Below are 20687 nucleotides of genomic sequence, written 5' to 3' on the forward strand. Positions count from 1 at the left end.
TCGGTCAGAGCTTGGAGCCCAGCCCGGCGATCAGATTGATCGTGACCGCCAGGACAACCGCGCCGAGCAGGTAGGACACCAGCGCATGGCGCAAGACCGTCGCCCTGATCGAGCCCAAGCCGATCTCGGTGTCCGACACCTGGTAGGTCATCCCGACGGTGAAGGCGAGGTAGGCGAAATCCCGGAAGCGAGGCGGCTCGGGGTCGTGAAAGTTGATGCCCCCCGGGTCATCCGAGTAGTAGAGCCGCGCATAGTGCACGGAATACAGCGTGTGCACGGCCACCCAGGACGCCGCGACGGTCAGCACACCGACGACGGCCGCCGCGACGGCTTCGTGGCCCGAGCGGGAACCCGCGGCCACCACGTAGCCGACACCGCCAAGGCTCGCGACGCTCGCCGACAGGATGACCGCGTCGGCGACCCACCGCGTCGGGTCCTCCCGTGTCACCCATCGGCAGGTCTGCTCGGCGTCCATGCCGAGCAGGCTGAGGTGCGTCCACGCCGCATACATTCCGGCGGTGGCGATCCAGCCGGCCAGCGCGAAACGCCAACCGACCGTGTTGCCCACCACGACAGCGACGGCGACTCCGAAGGACACGCAGACCGATATCCGGACCGCGACCGTGTCCCGCAGCAGCTTCACCAGTAAATCCACGACTTTGACCTAACCACCAACGCGGGGCGCCGGCTTAGGTTCTCCCTCGCACGATTGCGCCCGGCCGGGTCGGCATCAGCAGATTGGCAGAAGCGGTTAGTACCATCGTTGCCGTGGCATCCAATGGCCCACGCGACGACTTCCATAACCAGCCGACGCAGCATGGCGACTTCGGCGTGCGCGAACAGCCGCCGACCGGCGAAATTCCGCCGCCCGGTCCCCCGCCGAACCCGCCCGAGGGATTCGAGCAATCCGGCGACGTCGACCCGTTTGACCAGGCCGACGAGCCGACTCCGTGGTATCGCAAGCCCGCGATGCTCATCGCCTGGCTGGTGTCCGTCGTAATCCTGATCGCATTGATCATCTTCGGCGTCGTCGAGCTCATTCACGGACAACAGAACGTCGACCACGCCCCGAAGACGACGACGAGCACGCCGACCACCACCACCACGACACCGACGACCACCACGACCACCACGGCCACCACGTCCTTGCCCGGCAGCAGCGCCGAGCAGCCGCCGGCACAGCAGCAGCCGACGCGGCAGCAGCCCACCGGAGGACAGACGCAGCAGCCGACGCATCACCACCATCTCCCGCAACTGCCGTCGGTGATCACCGTTCCGGGGGTGCCGAATCCGGTCACGGTGCCGCCTGGCCTGCGTTAGCAGTCGGTGGCGGACCCGATCACGGTTCCACCGCTCGGCGCGGGTGAAGCCCTACACTCGCTGCAATCCACGGTCGCTGCGGTGCGGACCACCGCGCGACGGCAACGGGACAACTGACACAGGGGTGTAGCAGATGAGCGAGTCGCTCGGGCTGTCGATCGGGGTGGCCAACCTGGTTGCCGCACGCGCGGGCAGCGCTCCCATAACCCGCAGCTCAGTGTTGACCCTGTTCGAACAGCGGCCCACCGAAGTTGGCCTGCCAGAAGAAAATCCGAATCTGACCGAGCCCGGGCTGGTGTTGCGGGGGTTCGTCGAACGCGTCGGTGACCGCGCGCCGTTGGTGGCGGCCGACGGCACCAAGTACCTCGGTGCGGCGCTGACGGTCGAGGCGATCGAGGCCATGGCCCGCGCGGTCGGTTACGGGACACCGATCACCATCGCGGTGCCCGCCTACTGGTCGGACGACCAGTTCGCCGCGCTGCGTGAAGAGTTCTTCGCCCAGTCCGACCTGGCCCGCGGCGGGGTGGCGCCGATGCTGGTCTCCGACGCCACGGCCGCGCTCGCGGCGCTGCGCGGCACGCCGGGATTCGGGGCCGACGGCGTTATTGCGCTGTGCGACTTCGGCGCCGGCGGCACCACCGTCACGCTGATGGATGCCAAGGCCGGCTTCGCGGCCATCGGCCCGGCGGTGCGGTACACCGATTTCTCCGGCGACGCGATCGATCAGCTCATCCTGGACCACCTGCTGGCCTCCGACGTCAGCACCGCCATGCTCGGCGGCGGCGCACGGGTCGGGTCGCAGGCCCGCCTGCTCGGCGCATGCCGGCGCGCCAAGGAGCAACTGTCCACGGCCGCGGTGGCCACCATCGCGGGGGCAGCGGGCCAGGGCGCCCAGCTGTCCCGCACCGAATTCGAGCAACTGATCTCCGCGCCGCTGGACCGGTTCCTGTCGTCGGTCGATGAGTTGTTGCGGCGCAACGGAATTGCTCACGGCCGGCTGGGCGCGGTCGCGATCGCCGGGGGCGGCGCGAACATCCCGCTGCTCAAAGCGCGGTTGTCGCAGCGCTTCGGGGTGCCGGTGCACAGCACCCCCCAGCCGGCATTCAGCGCCGCCCTCGGCGCGGCGGTGCTCGGCCCGCATTACGCCTCGGGCGCAGCTCCGACCGCCGCGGCGGCCGCCTTGCACACCACCGGAACACCGACCGAAAAGGTGGGCACCGCCGGGCTCGACATGACCCAGGCCGCGTGGGCGGCCCAGGCCACCGACGTCGACGACGCCCTGGCGTGGTCGCAAGACGCCGACAACGACGAGCCGGTGCCCTACACCGGCCGCGACGCCACCGGCGAGTACGCCGACGAGGCCAGGCGATTCGACGACGCGACCGGCAGCCGCTACGCCGCCGGGCAGGGCAAGCTGCCCTGGTACAAACGCACGGCGCTGGTGTTGAGCGTGGCCGGCGCGGGCGCGGCGGTGCTGGTGGCCGCGATTTTGGCGATCAACCTGTTGCTCACCAAGTCCACACCGGTCGCTCCCACGTCGCCGCCCAGCCAGCCGCCGCAGACGGTGACCATCACCGGACCGAACGACAGCACCACCGTCACCGTGCTGCCGGCGCCGCCGCCGCCGTCCTCCGAGGCGCCGGCCACCAGCACGACGCCCGCACCGGAGCCGTCGACCACCACGGCGCCGCCGAGCACGACGACCACGACCGCGCCGCCCACCACGACGTCGCAGGCGACCACCACCGCGGCGCCGACGACCACCCGGGAACGACCCACACCCGGGCGCCCATTCGGGCGCTGAGGCTACGAATTACCGCCGGGCCGCCAAACGACCGCGGTTAAGGGTCATCCAGCGAAATTTGGTGGCGCTCATCACTCCGGCACGCGGCCCATCCGGTGAATGGGTATTAACCAGCAGGCCAGAGGCATCGACGAAGGGCAAGTTAGGGCAGCCTTTCTCGCGCCCAAAGCCGCGAAGATGTAACTATGAGCGAGGCTTAAGCAGGCAAATAAAGCACAGGCCGAATTATCTATCCATTGGGGAGACCTTCTGTGACAACGCAGATGCTCATCAGGCTGGTCGTGGGCATGGGCATGACGCTGGTCGTGGCCGCACTCGCAGCACGGCGCGTCCTGTGGCTGTTCAAGCTGATCACGTCCGGCAAGCCGGCCCCGGGACACACCGACGACCCCGGCAAACGCGTCTGGGCCGAGGTCTCCGAGGTCTTCGGTCAGCGCAAGCTGTTGAAGTGGTCGATCCCCGGCCTGGCGCACTTCTTCACCATGTGGGGCTTCTTCATCCTCCTCACGGTTTACATCGAGGCCTACGGGCTGCTGTTCCAGGACAACTTCCACATCCCGATCATCGGGCGCTGGGACGCGCTGGGCTTCCTGCAGGACTTCTTCGCGACCGCCGTTTTCCTGGGCATCGTCACCTTCGCCATCATCCGCTTGGTGCGCAGCCCGAAGGAGATCGGCCGCTCGTCACGGTTCTACGGCTCGCACACCGGCGGTGCGTGGCTGGTGCTGTTCATGATCTTCAACGTCGTCTTCACCTACGTGTTCGTGCGCGGAGCCGCGGTCAACAACGGCACGCTGCCCTACGGCAAAGGCGCCTTCCTGTCGCAACTGTTCGGCACCATCCTGCGACCGCTGGGCCAGCCGGCCAACCAGATCATCGAAACGACGGCGCTGCTGCTGCACATCTTGGTCATGCTGGCGTTCCTGATCATCGTGCTGCACTCCAAGCACATGCACATCTTCACCGCGCCGATCAACGTCATCTTCAAGCGGCTGCCCAACGGGCTCGGGCCGCTGCTGCCGCTGGAATACGACGGCAAGCCGATCGACTTCGAAAACCCGCCCGACGACGCGCAGTTCGGTCGCGGCAAGATCGAGGACTTCAGCTGGAAAGCCATGCTGGACTTCGCCACCTGTACCGAGTGTGGGCGCTGTCAGTCGCAGTGCCCGGCATGGAACACCGGCAAGCCGCTGTCGCCCAAGCTGGTCATCATGGACCTGCGCGATCACTGGATGGCCAAGGCGCCCTACATCCTGGGCGACAAGGAAAGCCCGCTCGAGAGCACGCCGGAGGGCGGCGTCGGCGAGGAACTGTCCGGTGAGAAGCACGCCGAGGCCCACCACGTTCCCGAGTCCGGGTTCGGCCGCGTCATGGGATCCGGCCCCGAGCAGGCCAACCGGCCGCTGGTCGGCACCGAAGAACAGGGCGGCGTCATCGACCCCGACGTGCTGTGGTCCTGCGTGTCCTGCGGCGCCTGCGTCGAACAGTGCCCGGTGGACATCGAGCACATCGACCACATCATCGACATGCGCCGCTACCAGGTGATGATGGAGTCCGAGTTCCCCTCGGAACTGTCGGTGCTGTTCAAGAACCTGGAAACCAAGGGCAACCCGTGGGGACAGAACGCGTCTGACCGCACCAGCTGGATCGACGAGGTCGACTTCGACGTGCCGGTCTACGGCGAGGACGTCGACAGCTTCGACGGGTTCGAGTACCTGTTCTGGGTGGGCTGCGCCGGCGCCTACGACGACAAGGCCAAGAAAACCACCAAGGCCGTCGCCGAGCTGCTGGCCATCGCCGGCGTGAAGTATCTGGTGCTGGGCACCGGGGAGACCTGCAACGGCGACTCCGCGCGCCGCTCGGGCAACGAGTTCCTGTTCCAGCAGCTGGCCGCGCAGGCCGTCGAGACCCTGGACGGGCTGTTCGAGGGCACCGAGACCGTCGACCGCAAGATCGTCGTCACCTGCCCGCACTGCTTCAACACCCTGGGCCGCGAATACCGCCAGCTCGGCGCGAACTACTCGGTGCTGCACCACACCCAGCTGCTCAACCGGCTGATCCGGGACAACAAGCTGGTGCCGGTTACCCCGGTGTCGCAGGACATCACCTATCACGACCCGTGCTACCTGGGCCGGCACAACAAGGTCTATGAGGCGCCGCGCGAGCTGATCGGGGCCGCGGGGGCGAACCTGACCGAGATGCCGCGGCACGCCGAGCGCAGCTTCTGCTGCGGTGCCGGCGGCGCGCGGATGTGGATGGAAGAGCACATCGGCAAGCGGATCAACCACGAGCGCGTGGACGAGGCGCTGGCCACCGGGGCCGCCACCATCGCCACCGGCTGCCCCTTCTGCCGGGTGATGGTCACCGACGGTGTCAACGACCGGCAGGAAGAGGCCGGCCGCAGCGGTGTCGAGGTGCTCGACGTCGCGCAGATCCTGCTCGGGTCCCTCGAGTACGACAAGGCGACGCTGCCCGAGAAGGGCACGGCCGCCAAGGAGGCCGAAAAGCGGGCGGCGCAGGCGCCCAAGGCCTCGACCGCGACGGCGACCGCACCCGCCGAGGCTCCGGCCGAGGAGGCGCCCGCCAAGGCGGAGGCGGCCCCGAAGTCCGAGGCCGCTGCGGCTCCCGCCGCCCCCGTCAAGGGGCTGGGCATCGCCGGCGGCGCCAAGCGGCCCGGGGCGAAGAAGGCCGCACCGGCCGCCGCCAAGGCAGAGGCCGCCACGGCCGATGCGCCGGCGGAATCCGGCGGGGAAGCCAAGGCTCCGGCCGCGCCGGTGAAGGGCCTGGGTCTGGCCGCCGGCGCCAAGCGGCCCGGCGCCAAGAAGGCCGCACCGGCCGCCCCCAAGGCAGAGGCCCCCAAGGCGGAGGCGACCGCGGAAGCGGCCCCCGCAGCCGAGACCGAGGCCCAGCCCGAAGCCAAGGCACCCGCGGCACCGGTCAAGGGACTGGGCATCGCCGCGGGCGCCAAGCGGCCCGGCGCCAAGAAGTCGGCGCCGAAGGCCGAGGCGCCCAAGGCGGAGGCACCCAAGGCGGAGGCACCGGAAGCCGACGCACCTAAGGCCGAAGCTGCCAAGGCCGAGTCCGAGCCGGCGCCAAAAGCGGAGCCGGCAAAGCAGACCGACGGCGCCGACGCACCGTCCCAGCCACCGGTCAAAGGCCTGGGCATTGCCCGCGGGGCGCGCCCCCCGGGCAAGCGCTGAGCTGCGTCTTTCACACTTGACAGCAAATTTCGGTGGACAGTGATGGCACCATTGACGATGTGACCACCCATCACCTGCCTCTGCACGCGTCGGCTCACCACCGGCCGCACCGCACCTTCGCGCAGTCGTCAAAGCTGCAGGACGTCCTGTACGAGATTCGCGGGCCGGTGCACGCGCATGCCGCCCGGCTCGAAGCCGAGGGGCATCGCATCCTCAAGCTCAACATCGGCAACCCGGCGCCGTTCGGCTTCGAGGCGCCCGACGTGATCATGCGCGACATGATCCAGGCCCTGCCGTACGCCCAGGGATACTCCGACTCGCAGGGCATCCTGCCCGCCCGCCGCGCGGTGGTGACCCGCTACGAGCTGGTCGACGGGTTCCCCCGGTTCGACGTCGACGACGTCTACCTGGGCAACGGCGTGTCCGAGCTGATCACCATGACGTTGCAGGCCCTGCTCGACAACGGCGACGAGGTGCTGATCCCGTCGCCGGACTACCCGCTGTGGACGGCGTCGACCTCACTCGCGGGCGGCACGCCCGTGCACTACCTCTGCGACGAGACGCAGGGCTGGCAGCCGGACATCGCCGACATCGAGTCCAAGATCACCGACCGCACCAAGGCTCTGGTGGTGATCAACCCGAACAATCCGACCGGCGCGGTCTACACCAGCGAGGTCCTCACCCAGATCGTCGATCTGGCGCGCAAGCACGAGCTGCTGCTGCTCGCCGACGAGATCTACGACAAGATCCTGTACGACGACGCCAAGCACATCAACCTGGCCACCTTGGCGCCGGACATGCTGTGCCTGACCTTCAACGGGCTGTCCAAGGCCTACCGGGTGGCCGGCTATCGGGCCGGCTGGCTGGCGATCACCGGGCCCAAGGACCACGCCGGCAGCTTCATCGAGGGCATCAACCTGCTGGCCAACATGCGGCTGTGCCCCAACGTCCCGGCGCAGCACGCGATCCAGGTGGCCCTGGGCGGCTACCAGAGCATCGACGACCTGGTGCTGCCCGGCGGCCGGCTGCTCGAGCAGCGCGACGTCGCCTGGACCAAACTCAACGAGATCCCCGGGGTGTCCTGCGTCAAGCCGGCGGGTGCGCTGTACGCGTTCCCTCGGCTGGACCCCGAGGTCTACGACATCGACGACGACGAACAGCTCGTCCTCGACCTGTTGCTGCAGGAGAAGATCCTGGTCACCCAGGGCACCGGCTTCAACTGGCCGGCGCCGGATCACCTGCGCATCGTCACGCTGCCGTGGGCCCGCGACCTGGCGGCCGCGATCGAACGGCTGGGCAACTTCCTCGTCGGCTATCGGTCGTAAGCACCCGCGCGGCCGCCTCTACGGTGGAGCGGGTGACGCACTCCCACTCGCACAGCATGCCGCCGGGCCCATCGGCGGTCGATCCGTTACCCGCCAGGATCGTCGTCGGGTTACTGATCGCGATCGGCGTGGCGGTAGCCGTCGGCGCCATCGTGCTCTGGCCCAGCCGACAGCACGTCGACATCCCGATGCCCCTGCAGAACGCGGCCGGCGGCGCGGTGAGCACACAGGCGGGGCACGTGCTGTCCAGCGCCGTGGGCGACTGCGGCAGCCCGTCGGTCAGTCAGGTCCTGACCGGCGCGCCCCAGCAGGCCCCGCCCGGCGCGGGACGCTGCGTCCTGACCCAGGTCTCGATCGATTCCGGCCCCAACGCCGGCGCCCAGACGCTGCTGGAGTCCTCCCCCGGCCCCGGCCAGCCGAAATTCGCGGTCGGAGACCGCATACGGCTGGTCCGGCAGGTCGACGACCAGGGCGCCACCAGTTACGCGTTCTACGACTTCGAACGTGGCTGGGCGCTGGTCGGTTTGGCGATCGCGTTCGCGGTGGTGATCGTGGCGGTGGCGCGGTGGCGCGGGCTGCTCGCACTGGTGGGCATCGTGGTCGCGTTCTTGGTGCTGGTGATGTTCCTGCTGCCGGCGCTACGCGACGGCGCGCCGGCGGTTCCGGTGGCGCTGGTGGCGTCGGCGGCGATCCTGTACGCGGTGATCTACCTCGCGCACGGGGTGAACCTGCGGACCAGCGCCGCGCTGCTGAGCACCCTGTCGGCGCTGCTGCTGGCCGCCGGATTGTCCTGGGGGGCAATACAACTGGCGCAACTGACCGGGCTGTCGGACGAACAGAACAGCACCGTCAGCGCGTATCTGGGCAACGTGTCGATCGGTGGCCTGCTGCTCGCCGGGTTCATCATCGGGTCGCTGGGTGTGCTCAACGACGTGACGGTCACCCAGGCCTCGACGGTGTTCGAGCTGGCCCACCTCGGCGGCTCGCGGCGGGCGATCTTTCTGGGCGCCATCCGGGTCGGGCGCGATCACATCGCCAGCACGGTCTACACGCTGGTGCTGGCCTACGCGGGCAGTTCGCTGCCGCTGCTGTTGCTGTTCAGCGTCGCCAATCGCTCGTTGACCGACGTGTTGACCAGCGAGAGCGTGGCTATCGAGATCGCCCGCTCGGCGGTGGGTGGCATGGCGCTGGCGCTGTCGGTGCCGCTGACCACGGCGATCGCCGCGGTGCTGGCCAAACCTACGGAAATCGACTCCGCTCCAACAGATCCAGTAGATAGCCTCCGTAGCCGGACTTGAGCAGACCACGGGCGCGCTCGGCCAGCTCGTCGTCGGTGATCCAGCCTCGCCGCCACGCCACTTCCTCGGGGACGCTGACCTTGAGGCCCTGCCGTCGCTCCAGGGTGCGCACGAAATCGCTGGCGTCCAGCAGCGAGTCGAACGTCCCGGTGTCCAGCCAGGCCGTGCCGCGGGCCATCACCTCGACGGAGAGCCGGCCCCGGTTCAGATAGATCTGGTTGACCTCGGTGATCTCGTATTCGCCGCGCGCCGATTTCTTCAGCCCCTTGGCGATTTCGATCACGTCGTTGTCGTAGAAGTACAAACCCGGAACCGCGTAGTTGGATTTCGGCGTCTTGGGCTTCTCCTCCAGCGACAGCGCCCTGCCATCGTCGCTGAACTCGACGACGCCGTATGCCGACGGGTTGGCCACCCAGTACGCGAAAACCGCTCCCCCGCTGATGGATTGGAAGCGGCTCAGGCTGGTGCCCAGTCCCGGGCCGTAGAAGATGTTGTCGCCCAACACCAAAGCCACCGGCTCATTGCCGATGTGGTCGGCGCCCAGGACGAACGCCTGGGCCAGCCCGTCGGGTTTCTCCTGCGCCACATAGCTGATGTTGACGCCGAACTGCGAGCCATCGGCCAGCAGCCGCTGGAAGCCGGCCGCGTCGTGTGGGGTGGTGATCACCAGGATGTCGCGGATTCCGGCCATCATCAGGGTGGACAGCGGGTAGTAGACCATCGGTTTGTCGTACACCGGCAGCAGCTGCTTGCTGATGCCCGTGGTGATCGGATGCAGGCGGGTGCCCGACCCGCCGGCCAGGATGATGCCGCGCATAGCTGGCTCCTAATGCCTTGATCGTCCCTATTCGATGGCGTCGGACTCGGTGAGCTCGGTGGCCGCCAGCGCCGACGCCAGGCTGTCGTGCCGGAACACCGATGTGACGTGGTCATGCACGACGCGGAAGGCCAACGCGTCGGTGGTTGCCCCCTGGCCCTCTCGGCCGCTCAGTTTTTGTTCGGCGACCACGACGCCGTCGTGCACATACATCTGGCCCAGCTGCGCGGTCGCCCGGTGCGAGGTGGCCCAGTTGCGCAGCGCCTCGTGGCCCTGCGCGGCTCCGTGCGCGTCGCCGATCTCGATGTCGTCGCTGGACAATGCCACCAGCGTGTCGATGTCGGCGGAGTTGAGGGCGTCGTGCCATGCCAAAACGGTGGCGATCTCCGATGTGGTCATGGTGTGCAAGTTACCGTGCGCCACCACGGCTAGAGAGGCGTACGGTCCAACCAGCGCTCCCACACGGCGTCGTCGCCGAACAGTTCCACGCTCGTGTCAGCCAGCGGCCGCCGGCGCAGGATCGCCAGCAGCAGCTCGGTGGCGCCACCGCGCAGCGCGGCGCTGCCCTTGCCGTGCCGGTGCGACCAGGTGATCCGGCCCTGGTCGACGGCGATCGTCCACTCGCCGGCCTCACCCAGGCCGGGATCGGTGGCGTGCAGGTGCAGGGTGTCACCGTCCTCGAGCGGAAGGGGCGACCCGTTGCCGCCCGCCTGGATCGCGACTCGCTCCAGCCACTCGGTGATGCCGTCGGCGGCCACATCGGGTTCCAGGGTGAACTCGCCGCCCAGCGCGATCGCCGCGTCGGCCCGATGCACCGCGACCTCGTGCAACCGGCGCCGGACCCACCAGTTCGCCGGGCGCGACCCGAGGAACGTCCAGACCGGCGTCTGGACCCCGGTCAGCTCGACGGCGTCGATCAGCCGCTGGGCGCCGCCGCGCAGCCAGGAGATCGCGTCGGCGGGGTCGGGCGGCGGCTTGCCGCCCTCCACGGTGCGCGGGTCGAGGTAGCTGTCGAGCTTGTCGCGCACGATCTGCGCCGCCCAGCGGTCGCCGCGGCCGACGTGACGCAGCAGTTGCCGCAGCGTCCAGTCCGGGCAGGTGGGCACCGGCGTGGACTCGTCGACATCCTGCAAAAGCTCGGCGAAGGCCCGGTTCTCGTCAAGAAATGCTCCGGCATAGTCCACGGGCGTCAGGTTACTCGGACGGCATACCCGCCGTTCTCCTCGACACTAGGGCCGCGGCGCGCCCAGGCGGTACAGCCGCCAGCCCGCCCGCTGCCAGCGGGCGGCGTCGAGGCAGTTGCGGCCGTCCACGATGACGCGGGCGCGTACCCGGTCGGCCAGGTCGTCCGGGTCCATGTCGACGAACTGCCGCCATTCGGTGAGCACCAGCACCGCGTCCGCACGTTCGCAGGCCTCTTCGACCGAGACGGCGTAGTTCAGCGTCGGGAACAGCCGCTGCGCATTGTCCAGCGCCTTGGGGTCGTAGACGTTGACCGCGGCGCCGTTGAGCTGCAGTTGACCCGCGACGTTGAGTGCGGGCGAGTCACGCACGTCGTCGGATTCGGGTTTGAACGCCGCGCCGAGCACCGCGATGTTGGCGCCCAGCAGCGAGCCGCCGCAGGCCGCGCTGGCCAGTTCCACCATCCGGGTGCGGCGGCGCATGTTGATGCTGTCCACCTCACGCAGGAAGGTCAGCGCCTGGTCGGCTCCCAGCTCGCCGGCGCGCGCCATGAATGCGCGGATGTCTTTGGGCAGGCAGCCGCCGCCGAAACCCAGACCCGCGTTGAGGAATTGGCGTCCGATCCGGGGGTCGTAGCCGAGCGCATCGGCCAGCAGGCTGACGTCGGCCCCCGCGGCCTCGCATACCTCAGAGATCGCGTTGATGAACGAAATCTTGGTCGCCAGAAAGGCATTGGCGGAAACCTTGACCAACTCCGCGGTCTGCAGGTCTGTCACCAGGAAGGGCACCCCGGCGTCGAGCAGCGGCGCGTAGAGCTCACGAACGGCGGCCTCGGCGCGTGTCGAATCCTGTTTGATGCCCAGCACGATCCGGTCCGGGTGCAGGGTGTCCTGGACGGCGTAGCCCTCACGCAGAAACTCCGGATTCCAGGCGATTTCGACGTCGACACCGTGCGGCGCCAGCGCTGCGGCCCGTTGGTTCAGTTCGGCCGCGGTGCCCACCGGAACCGTCGATTTGCCCACCAGCACCGCCGAGGTGCTCAACCGCGGCACCAACGTGTCGATGACGGCATAGACGTGGCGCAGATCGGCGCCGTATTCGCCCTTCTTCTGCGGGGTGCCCACGCCCAGGAAGTGCACGTCGGCGAAGTCGGCCGCCAGGTCGTAGTCGGTGGTGAAGCGCAACCGGCCCGCAGCAAGGTTCTCGTTCAACAGCTTTCGCAGGCCGGGTTCGTAGAAGGGGATGTCACCCCCGGCGAGCTTGGCGACCTTGCCTGGATCGATATCGACCCCGAGCACGTCGTGTCCCAGTTCGGCCATCCCAACCGCGTGGGTGGCCCCCAGGTAACCCGTGCCGAACACGGTGCATCGCATACAACCGGTGTAGGTCACCCCGATGAGCTAACCGCATCGCAGGGCTAAGCGAAAGGCAAACGGAAGGTGACAGGTGGCTGCCGCAGACGCCTGTGGCGGGCCACTAACGGCGGCCGAAACCGCCGTGGCCGCCCCCGAAGCCGCCGAAGCCGCCACCGCCATGGCCGCCGCCACCGGGGAATCCGGGGAAGCCACCGCCGCCGTGTGGCCCTCCGTCGCCGCCACCGTGCGGACCGAAGCCGCCTCCCGGGGGCCCACCGAAGCCCGGCCCGCCAAGGCCCGGGATCGGCAGCGGGATGGGCACCGGGATCGGCGCCACCGCGGGCGGCGGGGGCGGCGGGGCCACCGGCGCCGGTGCGGGGGCCTCCGGCACCGGAACGGGGGCGGGCGCCGCCGGGACCGGGGCGGGTGCCGCCGGGGCCGGAGCGGGAGCGACGGCCTCGGGAGCCGGAGCCTGGGGCGCCGGAGCCTGCGGCGCCGGAGCCTCGGGGGCCGGAGCGGGCGCCGCCGGCGCGGGTGCCTGCGCGGGTGCTGGAGCCGCGGGGGCAGGAGCCGGCCGGGTCGGCGCGACCACGACGTTCTGGTTCGGGCTGGGGCGCACGTTGGCCGTCGGCCGGATGGCGATGGCCAAAGACACCACCAGGGCCACCACGCCGATGACGAAGATCGCCGCCACCGCGCTTCCCACCAGCCTGATCGAGCTGCGTTCGTGGTAGTCGGCGCCGACCAGGGCCGTCGCGGCGGTCTGCGAGCCGGTGAAGAACTCGTCCGGGTCGTCGGGCACCGCGCTGTACGCCAGTCCGTCCGCGCCGGCCTCGCCCGGGTTTTCGAAGTAGCCCGGCGCCACGGCCAGCGGGTTGATCGCACCGGTGCCGGGATCCTGCGCGTAAGCCAGGGCCGCGGTGGACGACGAGAACAGCGGGGCATGCGCCGACGCCAGCGCCGCGCCGCGGGCCAGCGCCGTATCCGGCTCCTCGGGCGCCGTCAGCGGCAGGGTGGTCGCCGCCTCCAGGGCGGGCTTGATCAGCGGGATGTCGATGCCGGAGCCGACGACGAACACGGCGTCCGGGCGGGTCTCCAGGTTCTCCGCGTTGGACACCATCGCGGCCAGCTGGGCGACCGCCGCCTCGTCATCCTCGGGCAGAGCCTGCCGCGACACGTTGGCGATGGATCCGTCCGCGCTGTCGACCACGGCCAGCGTCGCGGTGTCGGGCTCGATGTAGAGCAGTGCGGTCTGCGCGTAGTTGGTCCGGTGACCCACCGCCTGAGCCAGCGCCGCCGCGGCCAGGAAGGCCGAGACGAGCATCACATTTTCGACCTTGTGGGCGGCCAGCTTGTCGCGCAGAGCGGCCGCCTCCAGGGGGTCGGTGAACGTGACACCGGTCGACGCCAGTTGATAGCCGCCTTCTGCTGCGCCCTGACGCGTCCCCAAGATGGCCGAGACTACCTGGTCCGAGGCGGTTACCGTTGCTGCATCATCGGCCGTGGCGACGTCGAAATTATCTTCATCAACGGTCGCGCCGTCGCCGTTTTCCCCCTCGACCAGCACCATCCGGACTGCCGTCGGCGCCATCGACACACCAAGTACGGTGTCCAAAGCTCCTCCAATAGTCGGTTGCTAGCCCATCACGGTGGGGGCGGGCTCGTCGCACGTCATGGTGGCGCGAAACATCGCTGAGTCCCCACCGTTATTCCCCTAAAGTCCCAATTTTACGCTCGTCGGGCACTTCGACGGTGGCTCGGGACCCGGCCGCGACGGGGCTAAGGGGGCGGAAGTGGAAGTTGGGTACCGAGGTGGCGGTGCAGCCAGTCGTCCCAGTGTTGGTGGTCGCCGGAATGCGGCGAGGGTTGCGGTGAGGGCGGGGGTGCTTGGGGCGGGGCCGCCGGAGCCTCCGACGGCGGGGGCGGCCCGGGCGGGCCGGCGTTCGGATGCTGCGGGGCCACCACGTTGGTGCTGACGTCGGGTCGCTGGTCGGAGTGCGGACGGATATCGAAGGCCAATGCCAGCGCCAATGCCGCGAGGCCGCCGACGAAGACCATCGTCACCGCGGCGATCGCCAATACCGACTTGCGGCTGCGCCGGTGGCGCGACGGGGCTTCGGCAACCGGGTGGGCGTCGGAGCCCGGGTCGTCTTCGGCGCTGTAGGCGAGCTCGATCGCGGCGGCCGAGGGAGTTCGGGCGGCCGGCATCGAGACGGTTCGCGGCGCTCCCAGCTTCGCGTTCGCCGCCGCCAACGAGGCGCCCCGCGCCAGGGCCATCTCGGGTTCCTCGGGTGTGGTCACCGACAGCGCGGTCGCCGCCTCGAGCCTCGGCTTGATCGCCGGGATGTCGACCTCCGAGCCGACCAGGAATACGCCGTCGGGCCGGGCGTCCATCGACTCGGCGCCCGAGACCAACGCGGTCAGCTGAGCCAGCGCGGCGTCGTCGCTACCGGGCAGGCGGTGCCGGTGCACGTCGGTGACCGACCCGTTGGCGGTGTTGACCACCGCCAGGGTTGCGCTGTCCGGCTCGACGAGGAGTAATGCGGTGCGCGCCCAGTTGGTTGCGCTTCCCACGGCCTGCGCCAGCGCGGCGGCCGCCATGACCGCCGAGACCAGCCTCACGTTCTCAATCTTGCGTGCTGCCAAGGCGTCTCGCAGCGCCGCGGCCTTGACGGGATCGGTCCAGCTGACTCCGCTGGATTTGAGTCGATAGCCGCCCTGGGCGGCGCTGTCCCGGGTGCCCAGGATGGCCTCGACGACGTGATTCGCTGCGGCGACAGGAGTTTCATCGCCGGCGACATCGAAACCGTCCTGATCGACAGTCACCCCGCCGGCGGCTTCACCTTCGATGAGCACCATGCGGACCGTTTCAGGCGCCATAGACACGCCGAGTACGACGTCCACCGCTCCTCCACATCGTCCAAATTGGTTGCTGCGCCAGGCCCCGACAGCTGCACGGCCACTGTCTCGGGCCCTCGCGATTTGAGAGTCAGCCGGAGTTACCGAGAGTTCCGGCCGCGGCCACACCCCAGTCCGCCACCATAGCGCGCCGAATCAACCCAGCGCGCGAACCGCGAAACGCTACCGACGACCAAAGCCGTGACCACCGCCGAAACCGTGGCCGCCGAACCCATGACCACCACCGAAACCATGGCCGCCGCCAAATCCATGCCCGCCGCCGAAGGGGCCATGACCACCGCCGAACGGGCCACGGCCGCCGCCGAACGGACCGCGGCCACCGAACGGGCCATGACCACCACCGAGCCCGGGCACCGGCAGCCGGGGCGGCGGGACGAAGACGGGCGGCGGCAGGACCGGGATGGCCGGGGCGGCGGCAGGCGGCGGCGCGATCGGGCGCGGCGCGGCCAACGGCCGCGGCGGTGCGATCTTGGGCTGAGCCTGCACCGGTGGCCCGGGGTTGGGTGGGGCCGGTGTGGGAGCCGGGGCGACGATGTTCTCGTTGGGGCTCGGCCGCAACGCGACGGTCGGGCGAATGCTGATCGCCAGCGCGATTTCCAGTGCCACCACCGCGGCGATGAAGATCACCGCCAGGGAGCTGCTGACCAGCAGCAAGGACTTACGCCGCCGCGCTCGTTCGTCGAGGCCGATGACGGTTTTCGCGTCGGCGTCCTCGTCCGTGACGGCGCTGTAGGCGACGTTGGTCTTGCCCTTGTCGACGTCTGCGGCCAGGGCCGCGATATGGCTGCGGTATTCGGGCTGATACGCGGGCAGCAGGCCGGGGTACTGGCCCGCGAGGACGACCGGATCGACCTCGCCCGTGCCAGGGTCCAGGGCGTAGGCCAGCGCCGCCGTCGACGACGCGAACAGCGGCGCGTGCGCCGACGCCAGCGCGGCACCGCGCGCCAGCGCCATCTCCGGCTCGTCGGGCACGGACAATTCGAGCGAGGTCGCGGCCTCCAACACCGGCTTGATCAGCGGGATGTCCACGCCGGAACCGACGAGAACCAGGCCCTCCGGGTGCGTTTCGAGCGACTCGGCGCCGGCGGCCATGTCGACGAGCTCGGCCACCGCTTGGTCCTCGTCTTCCGGGAGGACTCTGCGGCGCACCTCCGAGACCGACCCGTCCGCGGTATCGACCACGGCCAGGGTGGCGCTGTAGGGCTCGACGAACAGCAGCGCGGTGCGTGCGTAATGGGTGGCGTCGCCGACGGCCTGGGTCAGCGCGGCCGCGGCCATGAAGGCCGAGACCAGCATGACGTTCTCGACCTTGTGTGCGATCAGGGCATCGCGCAGCATCGCCGCTTCGACGTGATCGGTCCACGTCACACCGGTCGACAGCAGCTGATAGCCGCCGTCGGCGGCGCCTTCCCGGGTGCCGAGAATGGCCGAGACGACCTCATTGGGGGCGGTGCCGGGCCTGGCGGTGCGTTGGGTGTCGAGGTCGAAGTAATCCTCGTCGACGGTGACCCCGTCGGCGCTTTCGCCTTCGACCAGCACCATGCGCACCTTCGTCGGCGTCATCGAGACGCCGAGCACGATGCCCACCACCGCTTAAACTCCCCCTGCCCGATTTGCTGTATTGCTCAATGCCCTCATAGGCAACACAGGTAATTTGTCCATCGCCAGGGATTTCTTGCCGTAGCAGCATGCCCGCGCGGGTTGCTGGGCCAATGAAATTCTGGCGGGTGAGGCGGCATCCTTTGGCCAGCCTCAACACCACGACCCTACCCGCGTGATCGCGGCAGGGAGCGGCGCGATTGCTGTGGGTTGGTTGGCAAAGCGGACTAGCTGGCTGTAGTTCGTGTCAAGTTCTGGGTTCAGGCGTGGTTCGTCGGCATCCGGGTTGCGGGTGCTGTTGAGGGTGCGGGTGTTGTCGGCGGTGATGGGCTGGGGATCGGGTGCGGGGCGCCCACGCTGATGTATGCGACCTCGTGGTTTGGGTCATCTGGCGTCGTTCGGGCTGCCGTGGAGGCGAAGGACCGGGTGCCAAGCTAGTCACGGCGTAACCCTTAGTGGGCCCGCCATAGCGGCGACGGCATCTGATCCGGCCCTTCGTCCCGTCCCTCGAGCTTGGCACTGCCGGTGGGTGGTGTGAAGGGTGTCGTCGTGTCCTTCCTCGACGGTGTCCGGGCTTGGGTGTCAGTGCCAGCGGGTCCGGTCGTAGCCGATGTGGTCGCGCACCAGTGCGTGGGCGATGCGGGTAGCGCGATGGGCCAGTGCGCAGGCGATGATTCCGCCATGCTTGCCGCGGGCCTTAAGGCCCAGGGCGTAGGCCTTGGCCGCCGGCTCGGTCAGCCACAGTCCTACGCCGAGATCGATCAGTGCGCGGCGCAGCGCGACGCTGCCTTCTCGGCTAATGGCCCCGTCTCGGCGTTTGTGAGCGGATTCGTACTGCATCGGGGAAAGCCCCGACGCGCGGTAGACCTGTCGCGGTCCCGGCCACCGGGTCGGATCGCCCAGGGCGGCAGCATAATTGGATACTCGCACCACACCCCAACCCGGCACCGTGGTCAAGGTGGCATACGGGCTGCGCGGCAGCAGGGCGCTCAACGCGGTCTCGGCCGCCTGGATCTGCTCGTCGAGGTCAGCCAGCAAGTTCAGGTCGGCGGCCAGGATCTGGCGGGCGATCACCGCATCCCGGGTGGGTAGTGCCTCGCGTGCTACGGCGACCAGACGCTCGGCGACCGGGCGCCGCAGCTGCAGGTCTCGGGTCGCGGCGAAACGGATCAGTCGGTTGACTCCGAGTGCAGCCAACCGTGCGGGGTCACAGAATTCGGCGGCGACCAGCCGGCCGATCCTGGTGGCCAGCACGTCGGGCAGCGCCACGGTCAGTCCAGGAAACGCTCGATCGAGTTGACCGAGCAGCTGGTTTTTCGTCGCGGTCCGCGTGGCCACCCGTCGGTTCCGATGCGCCGCCCAGGCGCTCATTTCACCGATCACGACATCGTGATCGGCCACAGGATTCCCGTGCCCGACCAGCACGAGTTCGGCAATCGCCTCCACGTCGATGACGTCGGTCTTGACCCGCCGCCGGCCCTGCGCCCGGCGCTGCTCGGCGACATGGGCGGGATTGAGTTCGAGCACCTCCCACCCGGCGGCCACCGATAGTCCAGCACTGGACGGTGATAGTGGCCCGCAGCCTCCACGCCGACCTTGACACGCCCCGATGCAGGAACCACGGCCATCACCCGAGCCGCCACCGCGGACAAGCCCGACCGGTTCATCGTGAACTCCAACGGACCAAGCAACCGATGGCGACTTGCATCGGTCACAGAAAACAGTGCCGAAGTCTTGCCGACATCAACGGCAACGACGATCGTCGACAACGTGACTGGAGCGGTTTGCACAGACACAACAACACCTCCGGGGGGTGTCAGGAAGAGGTCCACGTGCGCCAACACACGGACCCCGACAGGAATCAGTTACAGATCCCTTCCTGACACCTCCGGAGGCATTTGAGAAGGACCAACTCGATCTATATCAGCGGTGTCCGCCGCCTCCGCCGCCGAAGCCGCCTCCGCCGTGACCGCCACCGAAGCCGCCGCCACCGCCAAAGCCGCCACCGCCGTGACCGCCACCGAACCCGCCAAAGCCGCCGCCGGGGGCCGGAGCGTGACCGCCGCCGAACCCGCCGAACCCGCCGCCGGGGGCCGGAGCGTGACCGCCGCCGAACCCGCCAAAGCCTTCGCCGGGGGCCGGAGCGTGACCGCCGCCGAACCCACCGAACCCGCCGCCGGGGCCACCCGCCGGAGGAGTCGGAACGTGCCCGCCGCCCAAGCCACCCGGACCACCCGAACCCGGCGCCGGGACATGGCCGCCGCCCAAGCCACCCGGACCACCGGCACCCGAACCCGGGACGTGACCGCCACCCAAGCCACCCGGACCACCGGCACCCGAACCCGGGACATGGCCGCCGCCCAGGCCACCGGGACCGTTCTCACCGGGAGTCGGAACGTGGCCACCGCCGTAATTGCCGGGACCGCTCGGCTTGGGAGGGGTGCCTTCGCCGGGAAAGGTCTGGTGCGGAGGTGACTGCGGAACTGTGCCGCCGACTTGCGGGGGTTGGGGCAGGTGCACCGGCGGTTGGGGCTGCGCCGGCTGCGGGATGGACAACCGCGGGGCCTGCAGCATCGGGGGGCTCTGGACCGGGTTGGGAACCGGGATGTGCACGGGTACCGGAACCGGAACCGGTACCGGGGGAGCCACCACGGGAACCGGAACAATCGGCGCCGCAGGCAGCGGCGGGGCGGCCGGCGGCGGAACCGCGGGCAGCGGCGCGGCGGCCGGCGGACTCAACGGCCGGGGCGCCGCGGCCGGCGCGGGCACGCTGATCTTCGACAGCGGTTGGGACGCCTGCACCGGCGCGGGAGCCGGCGCCTGCTCGGGGACGATGAGGTGCTGCCCGGGGGTGGGCTGCAGGGCGACGGTGCCCGTCGTGCGGATGCCGATCGCCAACGCGATCTCGAGCGCCAGCACCGCGCTGATCCCGACCACCGCCAGCCCGCTGCCGACCAGCAGGGCCGGGCGCCGCTTCGGCTGGGTCTCTTCGGGAAGGAAGAGCTTTTCGATGACGACGGTCGGAGAATCGGCGTCGTCGTCACCCACCGCGCTGTAGGCGAGCTCGTCGTCGCCGGCTTCCTGCCCGAACGGGACATAGAGGTACTCGGGAAGCGAGTGCTGGTCGACCGCGCCGGTGCCGGGGTCCTGCGCGTAGGCCAGTGCGGCGGTCGACGAGGCAAACAGCGGCGCGTTCGCGGACGCCAGCGCCGCGCCGCGGGCCAGCGCCGTCTCCGGCTCCTCGGCCACGCTCACGTCGAGGAACGTCGTCGCCTGCAACACCGGCTGCAGCGGCGTGACGTCGATGCCCGAGCCGACCAGGAACAACCCACCCGGCAGCAGTTCCAGCTTCTCCATCCCGGCCACCATGGCGCTGAGCTGCTCGGCGGCCTCACCGTAGGACTCGGCGTGGATCTGTTGTTTGTAGACGTCGGGGATGGACCCGTCGGAGGTCTCGACGACCGCCAGGGTCGCGGTGTCGGGTTCCACCAGCAGCACGGCGGTACGCTCGTAACCCATTGCGCCGCCGAGGTTTTGCGCCAGCGCCGCCGCGGCCAGGAAGGCCGAAACCAGCATCACGTTGTCGATCCGGTGGGCGGTCAGCGCGTCGCGCAACGCCGCGGCCTCGAGGTGATCGGTCCACGTCACGCCGATCGACGACAGCTCGAGGCCGGCATCGACCGCGCCCTCGCGGGTGCCCAGGATGGCGGAGATCACTTGGTCGGGCCCGGTCGTCGTAGCAGCGTCGTCGACGTCGGCGACGTCGAACGTGTCCTCTTCTACCGTGGCGCCGTCGGCGTATTCGCCTTCCAGGACGACCATTTGGATCGATGACGGTGCCATCGACACCCCGAGCACGATATCCAAT

Annotated in this window: 14 protein-coding genes and 1 pseudogene; 5 read left to right on the forward strand and 10 right to left on the reverse strand. The window is 69.4% G+C overall.

What is annotated here, in order from left to right; genetic code table 11:
- Positions 1-4 precede the first annotated feature (4 nt).
- Entirely contained in the window at positions 5-655 is a 651-nt protein-coding gene (locus ACIUM1_RS12110) for a DUF1345 domain-containing protein (protein ID WP_406817377.1), read from the reverse strand.
- A 113-nt stretch (positions 656-768) separates the two neighbouring features.
- Here ACIUM1_RS12110 and ACIUM1_RS12115 point away from each other — a divergent pair, with 113 nt between their 5' ends.
- The 5 genes from ACIUM1_RS12115 (at position 769) to ACIUM1_RS12135 (ending at position 8947) form a co-directional block, all read left to right on the forward strand.
- Positions 769-1320 carry a hypothetical protein gene (locus ACIUM1_RS12115; RefSeq protein WP_406817378.1) on the forward strand — a complete coding sequence of 184 codons (552 nt, stop codon included), beginning with the start codon at positions 769-771 and terminating at the stop codon, positions 1318-1320.
- Positions 1321-1453: 133 nt separating this feature from the next.
- A complete protein-coding gene (locus ACIUM1_RS12120; RefSeq protein ID WP_406817380.1) occupies positions 1454-3124 on the forward strand; it encodes an Hsp70 family protein in 1671 nt (556 codons plus the stop codon).
- A 251-nt stretch (positions 3125-3375) separates the two neighbouring features.
- Positions 3376-6324: a heterodisulfide reductase-related iron-sulfur binding cluster gene (locus ACIUM1_RS12125; RefSeq protein WP_406817381.1), complete on the forward strand. Its 2949-nt coding sequence runs from the start codon at positions 3376-3378 to the stop codon at positions 6322-6324.
- A 32-nt stretch (positions 6325-6356) separates the two neighbouring features.
- On the forward strand, positions 6357-7649 hold the full coding sequence (locus tag ACIUM1_RS12130) for a pyridoxal phosphate-dependent aminotransferase (protein WP_406817382.1): 1293 nt from the start codon (positions 6357-6359) through the stop codon (positions 7647-7649).
- Between the two features lie 32 nt (positions 7650-7681).
- Positions 7682-8947, forward strand: coding sequence for a YibE/F family protein (locus ACIUM1_RS12135; protein WP_406817383.1), 1266 nt, complete (start codon positions 7682-7684; stop codon positions 8945-8947).
- On the opposite strand, the gene rfbA is transcribed toward ACIUM1_RS12135, so the two are convergent.
- From rfbA to ACIUM1_RS12180, 9 genes and pseudogenes are all read right to left on the reverse strand, one after another.
- A complete protein-coding gene (rfbA, locus tag ACIUM1_RS12140) occupies positions 8889-9764 on the reverse strand; it encodes a glucose-1-phosphate thymidylyltransferase RfbA (RefSeq protein ID WP_406817384.1) in 876 nt (291 codons plus the stop codon). The two genes, ACIUM1_RS12135 and rfbA, sit on opposite strands and share 59 nt — an antisense overlap.
- A 27-nt stretch (positions 9765-9791) precedes the next feature.
- Positions 9792-10163, reverse strand: a complete 372-nt coding sequence (locus ACIUM1_RS12145; protein WP_406817385.1) for a nuclear transport factor 2 family protein — start codon at positions 10161-10163, stop codon at positions 9792-9794.
- A 29-nt stretch (positions 10164-10192) separates the two neighbouring features.
- The gene (locus tag ACIUM1_RS12150) at positions 10193-10948 is read right to left on the reverse strand and encodes a maleylpyruvate isomerase family mycothiol-dependent enzyme (protein ID WP_406817386.1); all 756 of its coding nucleotides are present in this window, start codon (positions 10946-10948) and stop codon (positions 10193-10195) included.
- A gap of 45 nt (positions 10949-10993) precedes the next feature.
- The gene (locus ACIUM1_RS12155) at positions 10994-12319 is read right to left on the reverse strand and encodes a UDP-glucose dehydrogenase family protein (RefSeq protein ID WP_406817387.1); all 1326 of its coding nucleotides are present in this window, start codon (positions 12317-12319) and stop codon (positions 10994-10996) included.
- Positions 12320-12422: 103 nt separating this feature from the next.
- On the reverse strand, positions 12423-13871 hold the full coding sequence (locus ACIUM1_RS12160) for a hypothetical protein (RefSeq protein ID WP_406817648.1): 1449 nt from the start codon (positions 13869-13871) through the stop codon (positions 12423-12425).
- A 209-nt stretch (positions 13872-14080) separates the two neighbouring features.
- Positions 14081-15205, reverse strand: coding sequence for a hypothetical protein (locus tag ACIUM1_RS12165; protein ID WP_406817388.1), 1125 nt, complete (start codon positions 15203-15205; stop codon positions 14081-14083).
- 177 nt (positions 15206-15382) lie between these two features.
- Complete coding sequence (locus ACIUM1_RS12170; RefSeq protein WP_406817389.1) at positions 15383-16810, reverse strand: hypothetical protein; 1428 nt, start codon at positions 16808-16810, stop codon at positions 15383-15385.
- A gap of 591 nt (positions 16811-17401) precedes the next feature.
- A pseudogene (locus tag ACIUM1_RS12175) lies at positions 17402-18615 on the reverse strand (IS110 family transposase).
- Between the two features lie 127 nt (positions 18616-18742).
- The gene (locus ACIUM1_RS12180) at positions 18743-20677 is read right to left on the reverse strand and encodes a hypothetical protein (protein WP_406817649.1); all 1935 of its coding nucleotides are present in this window, start codon (positions 20675-20677) and stop codon (positions 18743-18745) included.
- Positions 20678-20687 lie beyond the last annotated feature (10 nt).

The sequence above is a fragment of the Mycobacterium sp. M23085 genome (assembly GCF_045343915.1).
Lineage (GTDB): Bacteria > Actinomycetota > Actinomycetes > Mycobacteriales > Mycobacteriaceae > Mycobacterium.

What these genes read in the sequence shown, in the direction of transcription:
- ACIUM1_RS12120 (WP_406817380.1), top strand. Translation starts at nt 1,454, where the DNA reads ATGAGCGAGTCGCTCGGGCTGTCGATCGGGGTGGCCAACCTGGTTGCC.
- rfbA (WP_406817384.1), bottom strand. Translation starts at nt 9,764, where the DNA reads ATGCGCGGCATCATCCTGGCCGGCGGGTCGGGCACCCGCCTGCATCCG.
- ACIUM1_RS12145 (WP_406817385.1), bottom strand. Translation starts at nt 10,163, where the DNA reads ATGACCACATCGGAGATCGCCACCGTTTTGGCATGGCACGACGCCCTC.
- ACIUM1_RS12155 (WP_406817387.1), bottom strand. Translation starts at nt 12,319, where the DNA reads ATGCGATGCACCGTGTTCGGCACGGGTTACCTGGGGGCCACCCACGCG.
- ACIUM1_RS12160 (WP_406817648.1), bottom strand. Translation starts at nt 13,871, where the DNA reads ATGGTGCTGGTCGAGGGGGAAAACGGCGACGGCGCGACCGTTGATGAA.